Origin of the sequence: Limnohabitans sp. TEGF004 (genome assembly GCF_027924965.1) — a bacterium.
Taxonomy (GTDB): domain Bacteria; phylum Pseudomonadota; class Gammaproteobacteria; order Burkholderiales; family Burkholderiaceae_C; genus Limnohabitans.
On sequence record NZ_AP027056.1, the window covers coordinates 328,599 to 349,876 of the forward strand.

At 56.6% G+C, this 21,278-nt stretch carries 19 protein-coding genes and 1 other RNA gene; 18 read left to right on the forward strand and 2 right to left on the reverse strand.

The annotated features are described in order from the left end of the window. The first annotated feature begins 45 nt into the window (after positions 1-45). Positions 46-364, forward strand: an RNA gene (gene rnpB / locus LINBF2_RS01780) — RNase P RNA component class A. Between the two features lie 23 nt (positions 365-387). Next, entirely contained in the window at positions 388-1,146 is a 759-nt protein-coding gene (locus LINBF2_RS01785) for a fused MFS/spermidine synthase (protein WP_281889959.1), read from the forward strand. A 7-nt stretch (positions 1,147-1,153) separates the two neighbouring features. Here LINBF2_RS01785 and LINBF2_RS01790 read toward each other — a convergent pair whose 3' ends face one another. Beyond that, positions 1,154-2,818: an MBL fold metallo-hydrolase gene (locus LINBF2_RS01790; protein WP_281889961.1), complete on the reverse strand. Its 1,665-nt coding sequence runs from the start codon at positions 2,816-2,818 to the stop codon at positions 1,154-1,156. 131 nt (positions 2,819-2,949) lie between these two features. On the opposite strand from LINBF2_RS01790, the gene LINBF2_RS01795 reads away from it, so the two are divergent. Continuing rightward, positions 2,950-3,930, forward strand: a complete 981-nt coding sequence (locus tag LINBF2_RS01795; protein ID WP_104796571.1) for a tripartite tricarboxylate transporter substrate binding protein — start codon at positions 2,950-2,952, stop codon at positions 3,928-3,930. Between the two features lie 80 nt (positions 3,931-4,010). On the opposite strand, the gene LINBF2_RS01800 is transcribed toward LINBF2_RS01795, so the two are convergent. Then, positions 4,011-4,568, reverse strand: coding sequence for a carboxymuconolactone decarboxylase family protein (locus LINBF2_RS01800; RefSeq protein WP_104796570.1), 558 nt, complete (start codon positions 4,566-4,568; stop codon positions 4,011-4,013). Between the two features lie 97 nt (positions 4,569-4,665). On the opposite strand from LINBF2_RS01800, the gene dapF reads away from it, so the two are divergent. The 15 genes from dapF (at position 4,666) to murD (ending at position 21,276) form a co-directional block, all read left to right on the forward strand. Next, complete coding sequence (dapF, locus tag LINBF2_RS01805) at positions 4,666-5,523, forward strand: diaminopimelate epimerase (RefSeq protein ID WP_281889964.1); 858 nt, start codon at positions 4,666-4,668, stop codon at positions 5,521-5,523. Next, on the forward strand, positions 5,520-6,224 hold the full coding sequence (locus LINBF2_RS01810) for a DUF484 family protein (protein ID WP_281889966.1): 705 nt from the start codon (positions 5,520-5,522) through the stop codon (positions 6,222-6,224). The genes dapF and LINBF2_RS01810 overlap by 4 nt, the downstream gene beginning before the upstream one ends. A gap of 35 nt (positions 6,225-6,259) precedes the next feature. Then, positions 6,260-7,186, forward strand: a complete 927-nt coding sequence (locus LINBF2_RS01815) for a tyrosine recombinase XerC (RefSeq protein WP_281889968.1) — start codon at positions 6,260-6,262, stop codon at positions 7,184-7,186. A 99-nt stretch (positions 7,187-7,285) separates the two neighbouring features. After that, entirely contained in the window at positions 7,286-7,606 is a 321-nt protein-coding gene (locus tag LINBF2_RS01820; RefSeq protein WP_281889970.1) for a hypothetical protein, read from the forward strand. A 180-nt stretch (positions 7,607-7,786) separates the two neighbouring features. Continuing rightward, entirely contained in the window at positions 7,787-9,010 is a 1,224-nt protein-coding gene (locus LINBF2_RS01825; RefSeq protein WP_281889972.1) for a class I SAM-dependent methyltransferase, read from the forward strand. Between the two features lie 31 nt (positions 9,011-9,041). Then, positions 9,042-10,151, forward strand: a complete 1,110-nt coding sequence (locus tag LINBF2_RS01830; RefSeq protein WP_281889974.1) for a GTP-binding protein — start codon at positions 9,042-9,044, stop codon at positions 10,149-10,151. 114 nt (positions 10,152-10,265) lie between these two features. Further along, positions 10,266-11,585 carry an RNA polymerase-binding protein DksA gene (gene dksA / locus LINBF2_RS01835; protein WP_348773713.1) on the forward strand — a complete coding sequence of 440 codons (1,320 nt, stop codon included), beginning with the start codon at positions 10,266-10,268 and terminating at the stop codon, positions 11,583-11,585. A gap of 306 nt (positions 11,586-11,891) precedes the next feature. Further along, on the forward strand, positions 11,892-12,320 hold the full coding sequence (gene mraZ, locus LINBF2_RS01840; protein ID WP_281889975.1) for a division/cell wall cluster transcriptional repressor MraZ: 429 nt from the start codon (positions 11,892-11,894) through the stop codon (positions 12,318-12,320). Positions 12,321-12,329: 9 nt separating this feature from the next. After that, entirely contained in the window at positions 12,330-13,247 is a 918-nt protein-coding gene (gene rsmH / locus LINBF2_RS01845; RefSeq protein ID WP_281889978.1) for a 16S rRNA (cytosine(1402)-N(4))-methyltransferase RsmH, read from the forward strand. Next, complete coding sequence (gene ftsL / locus LINBF2_RS01850) at positions 13,244-13,540, forward strand: cell division protein FtsL (RefSeq protein ID WP_281889980.1); 297 nt, start codon at positions 13,244-13,246, stop codon at positions 13,538-13,540. The genes rsmH and ftsL overlap by 4 nt, the downstream gene beginning before the upstream one ends. After that, the gene (locus LINBF2_RS01855) at positions 13,537-15,276 is read left to right on the forward strand and encodes a penicillin-binding protein 2 (RefSeq protein WP_281889982.1); all 1,740 of its coding nucleotides are present in this window, start codon (positions 13,537-13,539) and stop codon (positions 15,274-15,276) included. Before ftsL ends, LINBF2_RS01855 begins: the two co-directional genes overlap by 4 nt. After that, a complete protein-coding gene (locus LINBF2_RS01860) occupies positions 15,276-16,796 on the forward strand; it encodes a UDP-N-acetylmuramoyl-L-alanyl-D-glutamate--2,6-diaminopimelate ligase (RefSeq protein WP_281889984.1) in 1,521 nt (506 codons plus the stop codon). The genes LINBF2_RS01855 and LINBF2_RS01860 overlap by 1 nt, the downstream gene beginning before the upstream one ends. Beyond that, on the forward strand, positions 16,789-18,210 hold the full coding sequence (gene murF, locus LINBF2_RS01865; protein WP_281889986.1) for a UDP-N-acetylmuramoyl-tripeptide--D-alanyl-D-alanine ligase: 1,422 nt from the start codon (positions 16,789-16,791) through the stop codon (positions 18,208-18,210). Before LINBF2_RS01860 ends, murF begins: the two co-directional genes overlap by 8 nt. Further along, positions 18,201-19,379, forward strand: coding sequence for a phospho-N-acetylmuramoyl-pentapeptide-transferase (gene mraY / locus LINBF2_RS01870; protein WP_104796559.1), 1,179 nt, complete (start codon positions 18,201-18,203; stop codon positions 19,377-19,379). Before murF ends, mraY begins: the two co-directional genes overlap by 10 nt. A 4-nt stretch (positions 19,380-19,383) precedes the next feature. Further along, a complete protein-coding gene (gene murD, locus LINBF2_RS01875) occupies positions 19,384-21,276 on the forward strand; it encodes a UDP-N-acetylmuramoyl-L-alanine--D-glutamate ligase (RefSeq protein WP_281889988.1) in 1,893 nt (630 codons plus the stop codon). Positions 21,277-21,278: the final 2 nt, after the last annotated feature.

Sequence of the window (21,278 nt, forward strand, 5' to 3'; positions counted from 1 at the left end):
CAAGTTATGTCGAGGGCCTTGATTATCCGTCGATAATCAAGCCGTGAAGCTCGCTAGGCCGTCGCTGGTGCGATCTGGGAAACCAGGCACTGGAGGAACGTCCGGACTGCGTAGGACAGCGTAAGAGGTAACACCTCTCCACCGTGAGGTGAGGATTAGAGCAACAGAGACGAGCCGATTTAGTTCGGGTGAAACGGGCAATCTCTACGCGCAGCAATACCAAGTAGGCCAACGTTGAGGCGGTCCGCTGAGTTGGCGGGTAGGTAGCACCGAGCCGAGTGGGTGACCCTCGGCCCAGATTAATGACGGTCACGCCGTGGGCAACCACGGTGCACAGAATCCGGCGTATCGGCGAGCTTCACACTTTTCATTTATCCAAGGCCGCAGATGTCAGACCCCATTCCCACAGACGGCTTTGAGCAACCCATCGTGCATGAAACAGCACTCAGCAAATCGATGGTGTTTTCAGACATCGACATTCAAAGCCGCATGAGCGTGGCGCGACCCGACGAGTTGCAGTTCGAATACACGCGTTTGATGATGGGGGTGTTGTTGTTTCAGCCGCAACCCAAACGCGTGTTGATGGTGGGCTTGGGCGGTGGTTCGTTAGCCAAGTTTTGTTACAAGCATTTGCCTGACGCACACATCACCGTGGTGGAAATCAACCCGCACGTCATCGCGCTGCGCCAAAGCTTCTTAATTCCCGATGACGATGCGCGTTTTCAAGTCGTGCAGATGGATGCGGCCCATTTCATGGCGCAGACCGAGCAAACTTTTGATGTGGTGTTTGTCGATGGCTTTGACCAACACGGCATGCCCGAGCAGTTGTGCTCGCCACAGTTTTATTCAGACTGTCGCCGTGTGTTGAATGTAGGCGGTGTGGCGGTAGCCAACTTGCACAGGTTTAGCGCTTATCGCGATGTGTATGTGGACCGCATCGAAGCGGCGTTTGACGGTGCGTTGTGGATCGTCAATGCGCCGGGTACGACCAACTGTGTGGTGTTTGCGATGCATGGGTTTTCTAAAGACACCAGGCTCAGTTACAGCAAAAACAAGCCTTCACATATGAGCAAAGAGGCATGGGAGCAAATTTCACCCAGTGTGGCGCGGGTGTTTTTGGCCACGCAGAACACAACCACTGTTTAGCACCACTCTACGCGAGGCTGCGAATGCGCTCCACATGCGCCAGTAACGAGCGCATGGCCACCGGCCACAAACGTGGTGGCACATCGTCATAGGCTTGTTTGACCCAATCATCCATGCTGCCTTCGGCGTGCTGCTGCATGACCTTCAAAATTTTGGCTTCGCGTTTGAGGCGATGTGCTTTGAGGTGGTTGATGCAGGCGCGTGCATCGTGCGGTTCATCCCACAAGTTGCCCAACACATAGCCGTGTGCGGGCAGGATGAAATCAATGCGGTCTTGCTCACAAGCTGCCAACAGTTTGTCTAGCGAGTTGAGGTAATCGTTCATGTTGCCATCGGGCGGGTCGATCACGGTGGTGCTGCCGTTGAGCACATGGTCGCCGCTGAACAGCAGGCCGTCTTCTTCCAGCACCAAGCACAGGTGGTTGGCTGCATGGCCGGGGGTGTGGATGATGCGCAGGGTGTGCACGACACCGTTGCCTTGCAACACCAAACATTCCCCATCACCGACTTCTCGGTCTGGTGTGAACGCGCTGGCTGCACGTGCGCTGGGGTGTGACGCCAAGCCAAGAACGGGCGGCGTGTGCCCATGCTGGGTGCACATCGCTTGCAACGGTGCCGCGCCCGGCGAGTGGTCGGGGTGCGAATGGGTGCACACGATGTAGCGGATGTTGCCGCCTGCGGCACGCCACAAACGGTCCAGGTGTTCAGTGTCGGCGGGGCCGGGGTCGATGGCGGCGTAGCCGGTGTCTGGGTCGCCCACCAAATAGCTGTTGGTGCCGGGGCCTGTCATCACGCCGGGGTTGGCTGCGGTGAGGCGTTGCACGTTTTTCAACAGCAACACGGGTTGATCGGTCACCCAATCGAGGTGGTGCAGCATTTGTCCATCGGGGCAGGTGAGGGCCAGTTCGCCAAACGGGCCTTCGTGTTCCATGTAGCGCGCTTCTTTGCCGCCCAACCAACCCGCACGCGGGCAGCTGGTGAACCAGGGTTGCTCGGTGGCGCAGTCGGCCAACACGCTGTCTACCGTGGTGTAGCTTTGTAAACGCTCTAGCGTTTTGATGGTGGGGTAGATGATGAAGAAGTTGCCCTCAGCGTGGCGTGCCAAGGCGTCGGCAGGGCGCACCCAGACTGGCTCGAACTGCTCTTTTTCGTCGGCCACGGGCGTTTGTGCATCGGGCATGCGGGCCACGAGGAAGGGCACGTCAAAGCGGCGGGGCAGGTCGCGGTCGGTGATCCAGTGGGCGAGTACAAACACCTCGTCCGCTGCGAGCGTCAGGCCGCGTGCGGCGCATTGCTGCGCAAAGTCGCCTTGGACCGCATCGCGATCGAGGGCTGCAATGTCAGAGGTGTTGGCCATTTGTCCGTTGGCATGACGGGCTAACAAGATGCCCAGTTCTTCAAAGCTTTCGCGAATGGCCGCAATGGCTTGGGTGAGGTGCAAATCGCTTTGCGTGGCGCGGCGCTTGGCGTGGCCGTGGGCCTGCGCATCAGCGACGTCAATGCCGCCACCCGGGAACACATACGCGCCTGGCGCAAAACTGGCGGTCATCGAGCGGCGCGTCATCAGCACTTCTAGACCTTCCGGACCATCGCGCAGCAACAGCACAGTGGCGGCGGGCAACACGCGCGCGGGTTCTTTGTGGGGGTGGGGGAGTTGGGTAGAGCGGGCCATCGGCATATTATGGAGAAGCCCTGCAAACACGTGCCCTCTGAGTGTTTACCCTTGCGTAATTGCCGCATCATGTTGCCCCTGCGTTTGACTAACAATTTGCCTAAGACAGTTTTTATTTAGGAGTGAACAGCATGCAACGACGCACATTCAAAACCGCCCTCGGTCTGGCCCTGACTTTGGCCGCACTCAGCGTGCCGCAATTGGCAACGGCCCAAGCTTGGCCGACCAAGCAACCCATCAAGATGGTGGCGGTGTTCCCACCAGGCGGTTCTGTGGACCAAGTGGCGCGCATTTTGGCGCAGCAACTCAGTCTGCAAATTGGCCAAAGCGTGATTGTGGAAAATCGCGGTGGCGCATCGGGCGCTATTGGTACCGCGGCTGTGGCACAGGCCGCTGCTGATGGCTACACCTTCGGTGTGGTGTTTGACACCCACGGCGTGAACCCCAGCCTCAACCCGAACCTGCCGTTTGACACCAAAAAAGATCTGATTCCTTTGGTGTTGGTGGGCACATCGCCCATGGTGTTGGCGACGCATGTCAACTCTGAGTACAAAACCTTCAAAGATGTGGTGGATGCTGCCAAGGCCAAAAAGAACGTGAGCTTTGGCTCGATTGGCAATGGCAGCTTGGGCCACTTGGCCATGGCCTTGTTGGGCAAAGATGCCAACCTGGAATGGACCCACGTGCCCTATAAAGGCGGCGGTCCTTTGATGAGCGATGCCATTTCTGGCCACGTCCCTTTGTCGATTGCCTCAGTGTTTGTGACCAAGCCCCACATCGACAGCGGCCGCATGCGTCCCTTGGCTGTGACATCAAGCAAGCGCGCAGCTGATTTGCCCAATGTGCCCACCATCGCTGAAAACGGCTACCCCGGCTTTGAAGCCCCCGCTTGGTGGGCCGTGTTGGCGCCCGCCAAAACACCGGCTGACATCGTCAAGCGCATGAACGAAGAGCTCAACAAAGCTCTGAAGAACCCCGAGGTGGCTAAGAAGCTTGATGCGCAAGGCATTGACATCATGGGTGGCACGCCCGCAGTGGCCAGCGCTTTCATTGACAAGCAGATCAACGTCTGGGGCAAGGTTGTGAAAGACAACGGCATTCGCGCTGACTGATGATTCACTGGCAGCTGCTCTGAGCAGCTCTTGCTAATAAAAAAGGCCATCCTTGCGGATGGCCTTTTTTGTTTGATGAATCAACGGGGTGCTTCGCCGTCGGGCGTGATTTGCAAAGCCACCAAAAAGCGCGCCACCATGTTGTAAGTGGCAATGGCGGTGGTCAGTTCCACCAGTTCCGTGGTGGTGAAGCGCGCTTGCATTGCTGCAAACAGCGCATCGTCCACCTTCACATTGCGCGTCATTTGTGCAGCGTATTGCACGACCAAACGCTCGATGTCGTTCAACGTCGCATCGGTGATGGCTTGGCAGGCGTCGCCTTGCACCACACGGTTCAAGGCATCTAGCTGGTCTTGTGTGCCGCCAGCAGTGAGGAAGTCGGGCGCATGGTGGTGGTACTCGTACTTGGCGCCGGTCAGCAAGGCCACGGTACAAATGCCCAGTTCACAAAGCTTGCGGCTGGTGGATAAGCCGGTACGCACGTTTTTCAGATGTACGTTCCAGCCGCGTGCCACGGGCTCGCTCCACAGCAGCGCGCGGTCAAGGTTCATCAGTTCACCGCCGCGACGGGCGAGGATGGCGTCGACCAAGTCTTGGGGTTGGTGTTTTTGTTCGGGGGTCCAGGCTGGAATGCGCATGTGTTGTTGAGTTGGTTGAAAGTAGGCCGTGAGCATAAGCGCAAGCATGCAAAAGCCCTGACCAATCAGCGACATCACAGTGCCCGATAATCAGCGCATGCGAATTCGCTTCACCAAAATGCAGGGCGCGGGCAACGACTTCGTGGTCTTGGATGAGACCACCCAGCGTTTGCACCTCACGCCCGCCCACTACCGTTTTCTGGCCGACCGCCACTTTGGCGTGGGCGCAGACCAAATCTTGACTGTGCGCCCCGCGCCGCAGCCCGACGTGGACTTTGAATACGTCATCCACAACGCCGATGGCGGCGAGGTGGAGCAATGCGGCAACGGCTCGCGCTGCTTTGTGCGCTTTGTGCGCGAGCAAGGCTTGACCGATAAAACCACCGTGCGCGTCAAAGTGCATGGCGGCGTCATCACCCTCCAAGAAATGCCAGACGGCCAAGTGACGGTGGACATGGGCGCGCCAGTGTTTGACCTGCCCCAAGTGCCGTTTGCCGCAGCGCACGCCACCGCTGTGAACGACAACACTTGGCAACTGGCCCTGAGCAATGGCGACGCCGTGAAGGTGGGCGTGGTGTCCATGGGCAACCCGCACGCAGTGCAAGTGGTGGCCGATGTCGACACCGCCCCTGTGCTGGCGCAAGGCCCCCTCATTGAAAACCACGCGGCTTTTCCTAAGCGTGTGAACGCAGGCTTCATGCAAGTGCTCAGCCGCAACGCGGTGCGCTTGCGCGTGTTCGAACGCGGCGCTGGCGAAACATTGGCTTGCGGCACAGGCGCTTGTGCGGCTGTTGTCACCGGCATTCGCTGGGGCTTGCTTGACCCACGCGTGACCGTGCAAACCCACGGCGGCACACTCACCATTGAATGGCATGGCGGCGACACCCCTGTGCGCATGACCGGCCCAGCCACCACCGTCTTTCAAGGCGACATCACCATTCCAGACACACTATGAACAACGCAGCCATGAACCCCATCACCGAAGACGACATTGCCAATTTCTTGGTGAACACGCCTGATTTTTTTGAGCGTCACGCCGAGTTGTTGTCAGCCGTCAAACTCAACAGCCCGCACAGCCACCGAGCCATCAGCTTGCAAGAGCGTCAAGCCGAAATGATGCGCGAGAAGATTCGTGCCCTTGAGTTGCGCATGATGGACATGATGCGCCACGGCACAGAAAACGAGGTGCTGATTGAGCGCATGCAGCGCTGGGTCAAAACCCTGTTGATGACCAGCAACGCACGCGATTTGCCGCACACCATTGCCGACCATATCCAACACGACTTCATGGTCCCGCAAGTCGCCATCAAGGTGTGGGGCGTGCGCGAGGATTTCAAAATTGAGCCCTTCGCGCAAAGTGTGATCGACCCGATCAAAGACTTCGCCGCTTCGTTGACCACGCCCTATGTGGGCATCAACAACAACTTCGACGCCGTGCAGTGGCTGGAAGACCCCGCCGCCGCTCAGTCGGTGGCCTTCATCGCCTTGCGTGCCACGCGCCCCGAAGACACACCGCAAACTGCGGCTGAGCAGCCGGTGATTGGCTTGTTGGTCTTGGCCTCGCCCGACCCACAGCGCTATTACGAAGGCATGGGCACCACCATCATCGAACGCATGGGTGACTTGGCCAGCGCGGCGTTATCTCATCTTCGTTGAAGTCACCTGCGTAAATAACCACGCATTCAAAGCGCATGGACTTGGTCGCCCGCTACCTCGACCACGTTCGCTTTGAAAAGCGTTTGGCTGAGCGCACCGTCACGCTCTACAGCCTCGACCTAGAAAAACTCACCGACTACGCAGCCCTTGCCAACGTGGCACTAGAGGCTGTGCAAAGCACACACATTCGCCGTTGGGTTTCGCACATGCACAGCGGTGGCCGCAGCGGGCGCGGCATCGCGCTCATCCTCTCAGGCTGGCGCGGGTTTTATGTGTGGCTGGGACGTCAAGGCTTGGTCACCAGCAACCCCGTGCAAGACGTGCGCGCCCCCAAAGCCCCCAAACCCTTGCCCAAAGCCTTGAGCGTGGATGACGCCGTGCAACTGGCTGAATACCACGCCGCACCTGATGCCGGAGACCCGTGGCTAGAGTGCCGCGACTCAGCCTTGGTGGAGTTGCTGTACGGCTGCGGCCTGCGTGTGGGCGAGCTAGTGGGCCTAGACGTGCAAGCTGGCGCACAAGCCAAAGGCTGGATTGACTTTGACGGTGGCGAAGCCCATGTGCTGGGTAAAGGCAGCAAACGCCGCAGCGTGCCCGTGGGCGGCAAAGCGCTAGAAGCCATGCAAGCCTGGGTGGCAGTGCGCGACCAAGGCCTCACTCCCGCCACTGCCGAACAAACCGCCATGTTCATTGGCCGCAATGGCACGCGCTTAACGGCGCAAGCTGTGTGGCAGCGGCTGCGTCAGCGCAGCTTGAAAGCTGGCTTGTCTACGCCTGTGCACCCGCACATGCTGCGCCACTCATTTGCCAGCCATGTGCTGCAGTCGAGCCAAGATTTACGTGGGGTGCAAGAGCTACTGGGTCACGCCAACATCACCACCACGCAGGTGTATACGCGGTTGGATTTTCAGCATTTGGCGCAGGCTTATGACTCTGCGCATCCTAGGGCTCGGAAGAAGTAACTATTTTTTGTAGCTTAGTCATCACAATAGAAACTGATAAAAATCAACTGAATAATGCAGGGTCAATATTGATCTTTTAAAAAGCCAAGGGAACGAAGCATGAGTAATGACAATGAATTTATTTCTGTAGATGAGCTCTTAAGTGGATTGGACTCAGAGAGTAAAAACTACAAACCTACTGAAGTTGAGTCGCATTTGAAAATTGCTGAAAAATATTTGAACGATGCTTTAGATGTGGTGCATGCGCTTAGCGATAAAAATAAAGAAGAGCGCGAAAATCTAATTAATATTTTGAATAATATTTCAATCAGATTGGGGCGTGCTCAATCGCAAATACAAAAGGAGCGTGACAAAGAGCCTGATGACGCGTGTTCTGACGGAGTGGATCTTAGTTATGCGAACTACTTGACTAAAGATTAACTGTTTTTTCGGAGTCGTTCTGCTGCGAGTAGCATGCTCACTAATTGAGCAAATTGAAAGTCTTTTTCGTGTCAGGTGCATCTTTAATGGGGTGTAATTTTTGTTAGCTTTCACTCGGGAGGTGAAATAAACCTCTACGCCAAGCGCAAACCCCCAACGACTCAAACGACAATTGAGTCAATGAAAACAATCAAGCTAAGAGAAGGTAAAGAGCGTTCTGCGCTGCGCCGCCACCCGTGGATTTTTGACGGTGCCATTGCCAAAGGCAGTGGCGACGCAGGCGAGACCGTGCGCGTGGAATCGAACGACGGCCATTTTTTGGGCTGGGCATCGTGCAGCCCCGAATCAAAAATTCGCGCGCGCATTTGGAGTTTTGACGAAGGTCAACGCATTGATGCGTCGTTTTTCAAAGCCTCCATCGCTCGCGCCATTGCAGCGCGTAGCCGTTTTGACATTCAAAGCAATGGCGTGCGTTTGATTCACGGCGAGTCCGATGGTTTGCCAGGCCTCATCGTGGACCGCTATGACGACATCTTGGTGGCGTCGTTTCTGTCGTGCGGCACTGAGCGCTGGAAAAGCGTGATTGCCGACGAGTTGCTGGCGCAAACTGGCCTGACCAAACTCTACGAACGCTCGGACTCCAACGTGCGCAAGCTTGAAGGTTTGCCCGAAGTCACAGGCTGGCTGCGTGGTGAGGGTGCTACGGGTGTGGTGCTGCGCGAGCACGATTGGCAGCTGTCTCTGGATGTGGCCGAGGGCCACAAAACAGGCTTTTATTTAGACCAACGCGACAGCCGCAAGAAGTTTGCCGACTATGCCAAGCGCTTGCAGTTTCAGCGCGTGCTCAATTGCTATTGCTACACAGGCGGTTTCACCGTGGCCGCTTTGGCTGGCGGTGCAGCGCATGTGACGTCGATTGATTCATCCGGCCCCGCGATTGAGCTGGCCAAAGCCAACGTGGCGCTGAACGGCTTTGACGCCGCACGCACCACCATGATGGATGCCGATGTGAACGCGTCGTTGCGTCAGTTCATTCAAGAAGGCCGCACGTTTGACGCCATCGTGCTCGACCCGCCTAAGTTTGCGCCGTCTGCCGCGCATGCCGACCGCGCGGCGCGTGCTTACAAAGACATCAACCGTTTGGCGTTCAAGTTGCTAGAGCCGGGTGGCGTGCTGTTTACCTACAGCTGCTCGGGCGGTATCAGTGCTGATTTGTTCCACAAAATCATCGCCTCGGCTGGCATTGACGCGCCATGCGATGGCTACATCAGCGAGCGCATGCAAGGCGCGCCCGACCACCCGATGACCTTGACCTTTCCCGAGGGCGAATACCTCAAGGGGCTGGTGGTTGTGAAAGCGGCTGATCTGCTTGAAAAGGCTGGCTCGGCGACAATAGCCAGTTGATTGAAACGTTCAGAAATAAGGCTTCTCTTTTATGTTGATCCCCGCCACCATCCTGACCGGCTTTTTGGGCTCGGGCAAAACCACCTTGCTCAAGCGCGTGCTGACCGAGGCCCACGGCCAAAAGATTGCCATCATCGAAAACGAGTTTGGCGAAGAAAACATCGACAACGAGATCTTGGTGTCTGACACCAACGAGCAAATCATTCAGATGAACAACGGCTGCGTGTGCTGCACGATCCGTGAAGACCTGCGCACCACACTGCAACTGCTGGCTGCTAAAAAGCGCAAAGGTCTGTTGAACTTTGACCGCGTGGTGATTGAAACCACGGGCCTCGCTGACCCAGGTCCTGTGGCGCAAACCTTCTTCATGGACGACGAGATTGCCGAGAGCTTTTTGCTCGACTCTATCTTGACGCTGGTGGATGCCAAACACGCCGCCCAGCAGCTGAACGACCGCCAAGAGGCACGCCGTCAAGTGGGCTTTGCCGACCAAATTTTCATCAGCAAGGCCGACCTCGTGACGCCTGGTGAGTTGGATGCTTTGCAGCACCGCTTGAAGCACATGAACCCACGCGCCCCACAAAAAGTGGCGCATTTCGGTGACGTGTCCTTGAGCGAGGTGTTTGACCTGCGTGGTTTCAACCTGAACGCCAAGCTCGACATCGACCCTGACTTCTTGGCTGATGACGACCACCATCACCACGATGGCGAGCATTGCGACCACCCTTCACACAAGCATGGCCACTTACATGACCACGGCCACGATCATGCGCACGGCGAGCATTGCGACCATGACCACGTGCATGACGAGCACTGCAACCATGGTCACCATCACCACCACGATGACGACGTGAAGAGCTTTGTCTACAAATCCAAGCGCCAGTTCGATCCTGCCAAGCTGGAAGATTTCTTGGGCGCCATCGTCAACATCTACGGCCCCAAGATGCTGCGCTACAAAGGCGTGCTCAATATGAAGGGCACCGAAAAGAAGGTGATCTTCCAAGGCGTGCACCAGTTGATGGGCAGCGACTTGGGCCCTGATTGGGCCGAAGGCGAAGAGCGCATCAGCAAGATGGTGTTCATTGGCATTGACTTGCCCAAAGACATCTTGATTCAAGGCCTAGACCAATCCTTGGTTTGATGAATTTTGTTAGTTTTTGCTAATTTGATAAAGCCTTGGGGTTTGTGGCTACAATCCCGCGCGCCAGACCCTGCCAGCACACCCGTGCTGTCTGGGGCAGCCAGGAGACCCACAGTGAACGCTAAATCCAAGAAAACCGCTTCTAAGAAGCCTGTTCCCGCAAAAAAAGCGGCTAAAACAGCGGCAACGCCCAAAGCGGTTGCGAAGAAAGTTGTGAAAAAACCTGTGGCGGTGAAGACCCCCGCAAAGTCTGCCAAGACTGCTGCGAAGTCCGCCGCTAAGCCTGTGGCGAAAAAAGCTGCACCTGCGAAAGCAGCGGCCAAGAAGGTCGTTGCCAAAAAGGCTCCGGCTAAAAAGCCAGTGGCCCCTAAAGCAGCACCTAAAAAGGTGGTCGCTAAGAAGGCCGCGGCTCCTGCTAAAAAAGCAGTGGCTAAGAAAGCGCCTGTCAAAGTCGTGAAGGCACCAGCCAAGGCGGTTAAGGCTCCTGCAAAAGCAGTCAAAGCCCCAGCCAAGGCAGCAGTCAAGGCAAAAGCACCTGTCAAAGCAGCAGCTAAACCTGTAGCAAATAAAGCCGCGGCGAAGCCGGTTGCGAAAGTGGCCCCAAAAGCCGCATCCAACGCTGCTCCTAAAACAGCTCCAAAAGCAGCAGCGAAGCCGGCAGTGAAAGCTGCACCCGCCAAGAAAGCGCCTGCTGCAAAACCAGCACCGGCCAAAGCTGCCAAGCCTGTTGTGGCTAAGGCTGCAAAGCCTGCCAAGGAAACTAAAGTCAAAGTGGTGGCCGCACCTGCACCCATCGTGCACGTGACGCCCATCATTCCTGGCTACACCCCTGTGGTGCACAAGAAAAACTCCAGAGCTGCCAAGATGGCGGCTTTGGTTCCACCCCCGCCAGCTCAAGTGGTTGCGTCCAACGCAGCCAAGAACAGCTTTATGCCGATGACGGCACCCTCCGCTCCAACCATTGTTCCCGTGATACCTAAAAAAGACGCCAAGCTCGCTAATAACTGGAAGACCAAAACGGCCGACCAACTGACCGATGCAGAAATCATCGCCATGCCCGACAGCGAGTACATGAATGACATTCAAATGGCATTCTTCCGACTCAAGCTCGTGCAGTTGAAAAACGAAGTTCTGAGCAACGCCAGCGAAACCACTGAGCATCTGCGTGAAGACACCGTGGTGGTACCCGATCCAGCCGACCGCGCCACCATTGAAGAAGAACACGCACTCGAATTGCGCACACGTGACCGTGAACGCAAGTTGCTCAAGAAGATTGAGCAGTCCATCCAGCGCATCGACAGTGGTGACTACGGTTACTGCGACGAAACCGGTGAAGCCATCGGTGTAGGCCGTTTGTTGGCCCGTCCAACCGCCAGTTTGTCGCTTGAAGCGCAAGAACGTCGCGAAATTAAGCAGCGCATGTTCGGAGATTGATGGCCAAAACGCCAAAAATCATCAAAAAGCAGGTCTCAGGGCCTGCTTTTTTTACGCCCCTTTCTCTTCATAAGCCACTTTTAGTGCGCTTGCTAAGTGCTTCATTTATAACGATTTTTGGTCCTGGATGTGGATGTTAAAATCGCTGTAAGTTGTTGATTTCATTGAAAAAATTACTAATTCGGGTGTTCTGAACTGGTTTTCCTGCTACAGTGCAAATAAGTGCAATTAAGTGGTGAAAAGTGCCTTTCGTGCTTTTGCCGCTGGTTGTTTTGTTTATTTGTCCGTGGAAAAAGGGTCGCCAACGTGTTTCAGGGCGCTTCATCGCTGAGTCTCGACGCCAAAGGTCGTCTGTCGGTGCCAACCAGGCATCGCGACGTCTTGAGCGCGACTGCGGCTGGGCAGCTCACGATCACACGTCACCCCCACGGCTGTTTGATGGTCTTTCCGCGCACCGAGTGGGAGAAGTTCCGAGAACGCATCGCCTCTTTGCCGATGAGTGCGCAATGGTGGAAACGCATCTTCTTGGGTAATGCGATGGATGTAGAGATGGACGGCACAGGTCGTGTCCTTATCTCCCCCGAACTGCGCACCGCAGCGGGCATCAGCAAAGACACCATGCTGCTCGGTATGGGTAACCACTTTGAACTTTGGGACAAGGCGACTTACGAGGCGCAAGAGGCCCAAGCCATGCAGGGCGACATGCCCGATGTGTTCAAGGAATTTTCTTTTTAAAGGATGACGGTGGACACGCCCTGGCAGCACACCACCGTCCTACTCAGCGAAGCTGTCGACGCTCTCGACATCAAGCCGGACGGTACCTACGTAGACGCGACCTTTGGTCGTGGTGGGCACTCCCGCCTCATCTTGTCCAGGCTCTCGCCCCAAGGCCGTTTGATTGCATTCGACAAAGACCTCGATGCGATAGCGGCGGCAGAACAAATTCAAGACCCGCGTTTTTCGATTCGTCACCAAGGCTTCACGCACTTGGGCGAGTTGGACGCAGGCTCGATCGACGGCGTGCTGATGGATTTGGGGGTGAGCTCACCCCAGATCGACAACCCAGCACGCGGTTTCTCCTTTCGAAACGACGGTCCTTTGGACATGCGCATGGACACCACCCGTGGCCAAAGCGTGTCCGAGTGGCTGGCCGAGGCGGAAATTCAACACATCGCGGAGGTGATACGTGAATATGGCGAAGAACGGTTTGCTTTACAGATTGCAAAGGCGATTGATGCTCGCCGACAAGAACGGGGCGTGCCTACATCCACCTCTGAACTGGCCCAGCTCGTGGCTGACACGGTCAAAACCCGCGAGCCGGGCAAGGACCCTGCAACGCGCACATTTCAGGCTTTTCGGATTTTCATCAATGCCGAGCTTGAGGAGTTGCAACAAGCGTTAAGCGCGTCGTTGCAAGTTCTGCGCCCCGGAGGTCGATTGGCTGTGATCAGTTTCCATTCCTTGGAAGACCGCATCGTCAAACAGTTCATCACGCAGCATTCACGTGAGGTGTATGACCGCCGTGCGCCGTTTGCGGCTCCCAAGGTGATGGACTTCAAAGCGATTGATCGCATCAAGCCCAGCGCTGCGGAAGTGGCGGGCAACCCCCGTTCACGCAGTGCCATCATGCGCGTGGCTGAGCGCTTGGGAGCGACCGAATGAGTCGCGTGAGCTTGCTTTTGCTGATCGCTGTGATGGCGAGCGCGCTGTACTTGGTGCGCACGCAGTACGAGTCACGTTCACTCACCACCGAGATTGACCGTGCCACCAGTTTGGCGCGCAACCTAGAAACAGAAAACGACCGCTTGGATGTGGAGCGCCGTGCGCAAGCCACGCCATTGCGTGTCGAAAAACTCGCGCGTGAGCAACTGCACATGCGCACAATCACGCCAGCCATCACGCAATACGCCACCGTGCCAGGTGGCGCTGCTGCATCTGCGGAGGTTCGCCCATGAGCAGCCGCAGCGTGCAATACACCTCTAGCCCATTGTTGGCTAGCAAGACGCCCATCTGGCGCAGCCAGTTCATCGTGGCAGTCATTGCGGCGGGTTTCTTAGGTTTGGTGGCGCGCGCTGCGTACGTCCAGGTGATTGACAACGCGTTCTTCAAACGCCAAGGCACGGTGCGTTTTGTGCGTACCTTGGATTTGCCTGCCAACCGTGGTCGCATCTTGGACCGCCACGGCAACATCTTGGCGTCTAGCGTGCCTGTGCCCAGCATTTGGGCCAACCCAGAAGACATCGAGCGCGATCCCGCCAAGCTCAAAGCCTTGGCGAAGTTGTTGGGTATGAACACCGTAGACCTGGACAAAAAGCTGCAAGACGAAGACAAAACCTTTGTGTGGCTCAAGCGTCAGGTGGACGAGTCGGTGGCCAAAGACATTGCCGCGCTCAAGATCAAAGGTGTGTACGACCGCAAAGAGTACAAGCGCATTTACCCAGAGGGTGAGTCGGTGGCGCACGTGGTGGGCTTCACCAACGTGGAGAACTTAGGTCAAGAGGGTGTGGAGCTGACCTTCAACAAAGATTTGGGTGGCAAAGCCGGTTCGCGCCGTGTCATCAAAGACCGTTTGGGCCGCGTGGTGGAAGACATCGGCGAAATGGTTCCCCCTGTAGATGGTCGCGATTTGCAACTGAGCATCGACAGCAAGGTGCAGTACTTTGCTTACGAAAAAATCAAAGAGTCTGTGGTCACCAACAAAGCTGTTGCAGGTAGTGTGGTGGTGCTCGACATCAAGACGGGCGAGGTGTTGGCCTTGGTCAACTACCCCAGCTACTCACCGGGGAAACGAGGGAGCTTGAGTGGTGCACAACTACGCAACCGAGCCCTCACCGATACGTTTGAACCAGGATCCACCATGAAACCGCTCGTGGTGGGTTTGGCTTTGGAGAAGGGCATTGTCAAGCCTGAGACCTTGATTCAAACCGCGCCCGGCAAACTGCAAATGGGTACCGCCACCATCACCGATGCGCACCCGCACGGTGTGTTGAGCGTGAATGAAATCATTCAAAAGTCCAGCAACGTGGGCACAGTCAAGATTGCCATGCAAATGCAACCCCACGACATGTGGGAAGTGTTCACACAAATGGGTTTGGGACAAAAGCCTCAGGTACCGTTTCCTGGTGCAGTGGCTGGCAAGGTACGCGCATACAAAACATGGCGTCCGATTGAGCAGGCCACCATGAGCTATGGCTACGGTTTGTCCACCAGTTTGTTTCAGCTGGCGCAGGCCTACACCGTGTTTGCGCATGACGGCGAAATGGTGCCCATGAGCTTGGTGAAAACCAACCAAGCGCAAGTCAATGGCGCGCGCGTGTTTTCATCGCAAAACGCTGCTGCCATTCGCAACATGTTGCACTTGGTGACCATCCAAGGTGGCACCGCACCCAAGGCGCAAACCATGGGTTACTCGGTGGGTGGAAAAACCGGTACGGCCCACAAGGTTGAAGGCAAGGGCTACGCCAGCAAAAAATACCGCGGCTTCTTTGTCGGCATCGCGCCCATTGACAACCCACGCATCGTGGTGGCCGTGATGGTGGATGAACCCACCGGCGGCGTTTACTTTGGTGGCGATGTGGCTGCTCCTGTGTTCAGCCAAACCGTGCAACAAACTTTGCGCATGATGGGCGTGCAGCCCGACATGGCGGTCAAGCCCCAAGTGGTGACCAAGGTTGAGAAGGAGTCGTTTTGATGAAACGACTGCATAACCCCCAAGACGCCGCACAGTGGCTGCGCACCCAAGTGCGCGGTGTGTTGCACACCGACAGTCGTCGCGTGGGCGCTGGCGATGGCTTCATCGCATGGCCTGGTGGTGTGACGGATGGCCGTCAGTTTGTAGCTGCTGCTTTGAAGCAAGGTGCCACCGCTTGTGTGGTCGAGCATGCAGGTGCTGAAAACTTTGCTTGGGGTGAGAGCGACGCCATCGCCACTTACGACGGTCTCAAAGCTGCGAGCGGCCTCATCGCTGCAGCGTATTACGAACAACCAAGCCTTGCGTTGGACGTGGTGGCAGTCACTGGCACCAACGGTAAAACATCGACCGCTTGGTGGTTGGCACATGCGCTGCAAAACGCAGGCAAGCGCTGCGCCATCGTGGGCACCTTGGGTGTGGGCGAAGTAGGGCAGCTCGAAGTGACAGGCATGACCACACCCGACCCCGTGTTGCTGCAAGCGCGTTTGCGCGACATGGCAGATGCGGGTGTGAAGGCTTGCGCCATTGAAGCCTCGTCGATTGGCTTGGCTGAACAACGCTTAGACGGCACACAGGTGCGTGTGGCTATGTTCACCAATTTCACACAAGACCATTTGGACTACCACGGCGATATGACCAGTTACTGGCAGGCCAAGCTGGCCTTGTTCAGTTGGGCGGGTTTGCAAGCTGCAGTGGTGAATGTGGACGATGCACAAGGTGCGGCTTTGGCTGTGCAATTGAAAGCCCGTGGTGACTTGCGCGTGTGGACCATTTCGCGTGACCTTCATTCAGGCAGTGATGAAGTCGCAAGCAAAGGCGCATCCGCGCAACACATCATGGCGCGCAACATCCAGCACGGTGCCATGGGTTTGTGTTTTGACGTGGTCGAGGGTGATGAAGTTCATGCGCTTGATACGCAGTTGGTTGGCAATTACAACGTGAGCAATGTGTTGGGCGTCATCGCCTGTTTGCGCGCTTTGGGTGACAGCTTGGCCGATGCCGTGCAAGCCTGTCGCGAGTTACCTGCTGTGCCAGGTCGCATGCAAACCGTGGGTGCGGTTGGTGAGCCTTTGGTGGTGATTGACTATGCGCACACGCCCGATGCCGTCGCGCAAGCGGTGCAAGCCTTGTTGCCACTGACGCAGTCGCGCGGGGGTGAGTTGACCTGTGTCTTGGGCTGCGGTGGTGACCGCGATGCCGCTAAGCGTCCCTTGATGGCCGCAGCTGCCGAGCAATACGCGCAGCATGTGGTGCTGACCAGCGACAACCCGCGCAGCGAAAATCCGCAAACCATTTTGAATCACATGCTCACTGGCTTGCACAACGCAGCCAATACCAAAGTGATTGCTGACCGTGCACTAGCCATTGCACAAACCGTCCAACACGCGCGCGCGCAAGACGTCGTGTTGGTGGCTGGCAAAGGTCACGAGGACTACCAAGAAATTTCAGGTGTCAAACATCCGTTCAGTGATGTGCAGCATGCACGTGATGCTTTGCAACAAAGGAGGGCGCATGTCTGACATGAACCTCAGTTTGACGCAAATCAGCCAATGGCTCAGTGCAGCGCAGTTGCATGGTGATGGCAGCTTGACGATTCAACGCGTGAACACCGATAGCCGTACCTGCCAAGTGGGCGACTTGTTTGTCGCCTTGAAAGGTGAGCGATTCGATGCTAATGACTTCTTGTCGCAAGTCGCTGCCAGCGGCGCCACGGCTGCTTTGGCTGAGCGTGGTTTAGACGCAGCCAAGTTAGCTGGTGTGCAAGTGCCAGACACACGCATGGCTTTGGGTCAATTGGCCAAAGGCTGGCGCAGTCAATTCAACTTGCCCGTGATTGCCGTCACGGGCAGCAACGGCAAAACCACCGTCACACAAATGATTGCCAGCATCTTGCGTGCGGGCTTTGGCGACGACGCATTGGCCACGCAAGGCAATTTGAACAACGACATTGGTGTTCCGCAAACCCTGTTGCGCTTACGTGCACATCACCGCAGTGCAGTGGTGGAGTTGGGTATGAATCACCCTGGCGAGATTGCCGGCTTGGCCGACATGACACAAGCCACAGTGGCCTTGGTGAACAACGCCCAACGCGAGCACCAAGAGTACATGGCCACCGTCGAGGCGGTGGCGCAAGAAAACGGCGAAGCCATCAAGGCCTTGCCTGCTGACGGCGTGGCTGTATTTCCAGCACACGACGAATACAGCCCACTTTGGAAAGCCTTGGCAGGCAAGCGTGCTTGCATGCGTTTCTCCATGAGCGCCGACACCGTTGACAAGGCAGAAGTGCAGTTGCTCAAAGCCGATTGGTTGAACGACCACTGGTCAGTGGAAGCGCAAACACCCGCAGGTGTGTTGCGCACGCAGCTGCACATTGCAGGTCGTCACAACGTGGGCAATGCGCTGGCAGCCACCGCCTGTGCGTTGGCGGCAGGCGTGTCACTCGATGTGATTGCACAAGGTCTGAACAGTTTTGAGCCCGTCAAAGGCCGCTCACGCGCATTTGGCATTCAGTGCCAAGGCCGCGACATCACCGTGGTGGATGACACCTACAACGCCAATCCCGATTCTGTGCGTGCCGCCATCGATGTGCTGGCCGAATTGCCTGCACCACGTTTGTTGGTGTTGGGCGACATGGGCGAGGTAGGCACGCAAGGCCCTGAGTTCCACCAAGAGGTGGGCATCCACGCTGCACAAATGGGCATTGACCATGTGCTGTGTTTGGGTGACTTGGCCGTACACACAGCCACGGCATGTGGTGCGAATGCACAGCACATGAAAGACATTGATGCATTGAATGAGCGCGTGATTCAACAGTTGCCACAACTCGGCAGCGTGTTGGTCAAAGGCTCACGCTTCATGAAGATGGAGCGCGTGATTGAGGCCATCAACGCCTGTCACGACCACAACACAAAGGAAACGACGCCATGCTGCTGACCTTAGCCCAATGGCTGCAAACCCTCTCGCCAGAATTTGGTTTCTTCCGCGTGTTTCAGTACCTCACGTTCCGTGCGGTGATGGCTGCGTTGACGGCATTGCTGATTGGTTTGATTGCCGGTCCTTTTGTGATTCGTCGCTTGGCTGCCTTGAAGATTGGTCAACCCATCCGCGAATACGCCATGCAATCGCATTTGGCCAAGAGCGGTACGCCCACCATGGGCGGTGTGTTGATTTTGATTGGCATCGCCGTGTCAACCTTGCTGTGGGCTGATTTGTCGAATCGCTTTGTGTGGATCGTGATGATCGTCACCTTTGGTTTTGGTGCCATTGGTTGGGTGGATGACTGGCGCAAGGTGGTGAACAAAGACCCAGAAGGCATGCGTTCACGCGAGAAATACATGTGGCAATCCATCATTGGTTTGGTGGCGGCTTTGTATTTGGTGTTCAGCATTTCCGAGAGCAACAACCTGCGCGTGGTTGAGTTGTTTTACTCGTGGGTGAAGTCAGGTTTTGATGTGAACTTGCCACCCAAAGCAGGTTTGCTGTTGCCCTTCATCAAAGAAGTGAGCTACCCACTGGGCGTGTTCGGTTTCGTCATCATGACCTACTTGGTCATCGTGGGCTCTAGCAACGCGGTGAACTTGACCGATGGTTTGGATGGCTTGGCCATCATGCCGGTGGTCATGGTGGGCTCGGCATTGGGCGTTTTTGCCTATGTGACGGGCAGCTCGGTGTATTCCAAATACCTGTTGTTCCCCTACATCCCAGGCTCAGGCGAGTTGATGATTTTCTGTGCCGCCATGGCCGGTGCAGGCTTGGCGTTTTTGTGGTTCAACACCCACCCCGCGCAAGTGTTCATGGGTGATGTGGGCGCGCTCGCTTTGGGCGGCGCGCTTGGCACGATTGCGGTGATCGTGCGTCAAGAAATTGTGCTGGCCATCATGGGCGGCATCTTTGTGGTGGAAGCCTTGTCGGTCATGTTGCAAGTGACGTACTTCAAGTACACCAAAAAGAAATATGGCGAAGGTCGCCGCATTTTGAAGATGGCGCCTTTGCATCACCACTTCGAGAAGAGCGGCTGGAAAGAAACCCAAGTCGTCGTGCGTTTTTGGATCATCACCATGCTGCTGTGCTTGGTGGGTCTGTCGACTTTGAAGCTGAGATAAGAAGATGCAGCAACTCCACAACCAATCAGTGCTGATTCTGGGTCTGGGTGATTCCGGCCTGGCCATGGCGCGTTGGTGCTCGCGCTTTGGCGCGCAAGTGCAAGTCGTGGACACACGCGCCGAGCCGCCGCATTTGGCGGCGTTGCGTGCTGAGTTGCCAAGTGTCAAATTTGTGCATGGCGCATTTGACGCTAACTTGGTCGAAGGCCAAGACGTGCGCGCCGTGTTCAAGAGCCCAGGTCTGAGCCCTGAGTCTGTGGCCCCTGTGTGGAATGCCGCAGTTGCTGCCGGTTTATGGGTAGGGACAGAGTTGACCCTGTTCGCCCAAGCCCTGACTGATTTGCAAACCAGCATGGCCTATCACCCCAAGGTGTTGGCCATCACCGGTACCAATGGCAAAACCACCGTCACCTCGTTGACCGGTCAGTTGTTAGAACGTGCAGGTAAGCGCGTGGCAGTGGCTGGCAATATTGGCCCTACCTTGCTCGACACCTTGTCGCAAGCGCTGGACAAAGCCGCTGAACAGCAAACTGCTGCAGATGCGATTGCCGCGCAAGAAGCTGCCGAGTTGGCTGCGGATGAAGCTGCGGCTGAACAAGCACGCGCAGTTGCAGAGGCCAAAGAAAAAGCGGCGGCAGCACAAGCTGCACAAATGGCTTTGGATGCTGAAGAGGCCATGGCGCAAGAAGCGGCAGCTGAAACAGACGCAGCATCACAAATGGCACTGACAGGCACAGAGGCTGACCAAGCAAAAGACCAAGCAACAGAACAAAGCGAAGAAGCCGCGCAAGTGACGGCAGCCGATGACGAGCCCTACGAAGTGGACCTGCCACCTTTGGTGCCGCCACCTCCGCCCCCTGCTGACCATCCGTTCCTGCCACAAGTGTGGGTGTTGGAGTTGTCGAGCTTCCAGTTGGATGGCGTGGACAATTTCGAACCCACTGCGGCCTCGGTGCTCAACCTCACACAAGACCACCTCGACTGGCACGGCAGCATGGACGGCTATGGCGCAGCGAAAGCGCGCATCTTTGGCAAGCGTGGCGTGCTGGTGCTCAACCGTGAAGATGCAGGTGTGATGGTCATGTTGGACAGTGCACCCATTGAGGTGGCAGAAGTTGTGGCCAAGCCCTCGCGTGCCAAGACGCCCAAAACACAGCAACGCGCCCACCTCACGTTTGGTGGCGACATGCCGCAACGCCCTGGCGACTACGGCATTGAAACTGTCAATGGCATGACCTGGTTGGTGCGTGCGCTAGAAGCTGACGAAACACGTAAGCGCAAAAAAGACGACGAAGAAGAAATTCACTTCCAACGCCTCATGCCTGCTGATGCACTGCGCATCCGTGGTCGCCACAACGCGCTCAACGCCTTGGCGGCGTTGGCTTTGGCCGGTAGCGCGGGTGGTGATTTGGCGCCCATGTTGTTTGGCTTGCGTGAGTACCAAGGTGAGCCACACCGTGTGGAGCCTGTGAGTGTGCTCAATGGCGTGGAATATTTCGACGACAGCAAAGGCACCAACGTGGGCGCCACTGTGGCCGCGTTGCATGGCCTCGGTGTGGACCGCCGCTTGGTTGTCATCTTGGGCGGTGATGGCAAAGGACAAGACTTTGCGCCTTTGAGCGAGCCCGTGTCGCGCTACGCACGTGCCGTGGTGTTGATTGGCCGCGATGCCCCCACATTGCGCGAGGTGTTGCAGCACAGCGGCGTCAAGCTACTGGATGCCGCCACCTTAGAAGAGGCTGTTAATTTGTGTAGCGAACAAGCCCATTCAGGTGACGCCGTGTTGTTGTCGCCCGCTTGCGCGAGCATGGACATGTTCCGCAACTATGCGCATCGTGCTGAAGTGTTTGTGAATGCGGTGAACCATTTGGTGAAAGAAGCAGGAGGCATGGTATGAGT

What these genes read in the sequence shown, in the direction of transcription:
- LINBF2_RS01785 (WP_281889959.1), top strand. Translation starts at nt 388, where the DNA reads ATGTCAGACCCCATTCCCACAGACGGCTTTGAGCAACCCATCGTGCAT.
- LINBF2_RS01790 (WP_281889961.1), bottom strand. Translation starts at nt 2,818, where the DNA reads ATGGCCCGCTCTACCCAACTCCCCCACCCCCACAAAGAACCCGCGCGC.
- LINBF2_RS01795 (WP_104796571.1), top strand. Translation starts at nt 2,950, where the DNA reads ATGCAACGACGCACATTCAAAACCGCCCTCGGTCTGGCCCTGACTTTG.
- LINBF2_RS01800 (WP_104796570.1), bottom strand. Translation starts at nt 4,568, where the DNA reads ATGCGCATTCCAGCCTGGACCCCCGAACAAAAACACCAACCCCAAGAC.
- dapF (WP_281889964.1), top strand. Translation starts at nt 4,666, where the DNA reads ATGCGAATTCGCTTCACCAAAATGCAGGGCGCGGGCAACGACTTCGTG.
- LINBF2_RS01810 (WP_281889966.1), top strand. Translation starts at nt 5,520, where the DNA reads ATGAACAACGCAGCCATGAACCCCATCACCGAAGACGACATTGCCAAT.
- LINBF2_RS01815 (WP_281889968.1), top strand. Translation starts at nt 6,260, where the DNA reads ATGGACTTGGTCGCCCGCTACCTCGACCACGTTCGCTTTGAAAAGCGT.
- LINBF2_RS01820 (WP_281889970.1), top strand. Translation starts at nt 7,286, where the DNA reads ATGAGTAATGACAATGAATTTATTTCTGTAGATGAGCTCTTAAGTGGA.
- LINBF2_RS01825 (WP_281889972.1), top strand. Translation starts at nt 7,787, where the DNA reads ATGAAAACAATCAAGCTAAGAGAAGGTAAAGAGCGTTCTGCGCTGCGC.
- LINBF2_RS01830 (WP_281889974.1), top strand. Translation starts at nt 9,042, where the DNA reads ATGTTGATCCCCGCCACCATCCTGACCGGCTTTTTGGGCTCGGGCAAA.
- ftsL (WP_281889980.1), top strand. Translation starts at nt 13,244, where the DNA reads ATGAGTCGCGTGAGCTTGCTTTTGCTGATCGCTGTGATGGCGAGCGCG.
- LINBF2_RS01855 (WP_281889982.1), top strand. Translation starts at nt 13,537, where the DNA reads ATGAGCAGCCGCAGCGTGCAATACACCTCTAGCCCATTGTTGGCTAGC.
- LINBF2_RS01860 (WP_281889984.1), top strand. Translation starts at nt 15,276, where the DNA reads ATGAAACGACTGCATAACCCCCAAGACGCCGCACAGTGGCTGCGCACC.
- murF (WP_281889986.1), top strand. Translation starts at nt 16,789, where the DNA reads ATGTCTGACATGAACCTCAGTTTGACGCAAATCAGCCAATGGCTCAGT.
- mraY (WP_104796559.1), top strand. Translation starts at nt 18,201, where the DNA reads ATGCTGCTGACCTTAGCCCAATGGCTGCAAACCCTCTCGCCAGAATTT.
- murD (WP_281889988.1), top strand. Translation starts at nt 19,384, where the DNA reads ATGCAGCAACTCCACAACCAATCAGTGCTGATTCTGGGTCTGGGTGAT.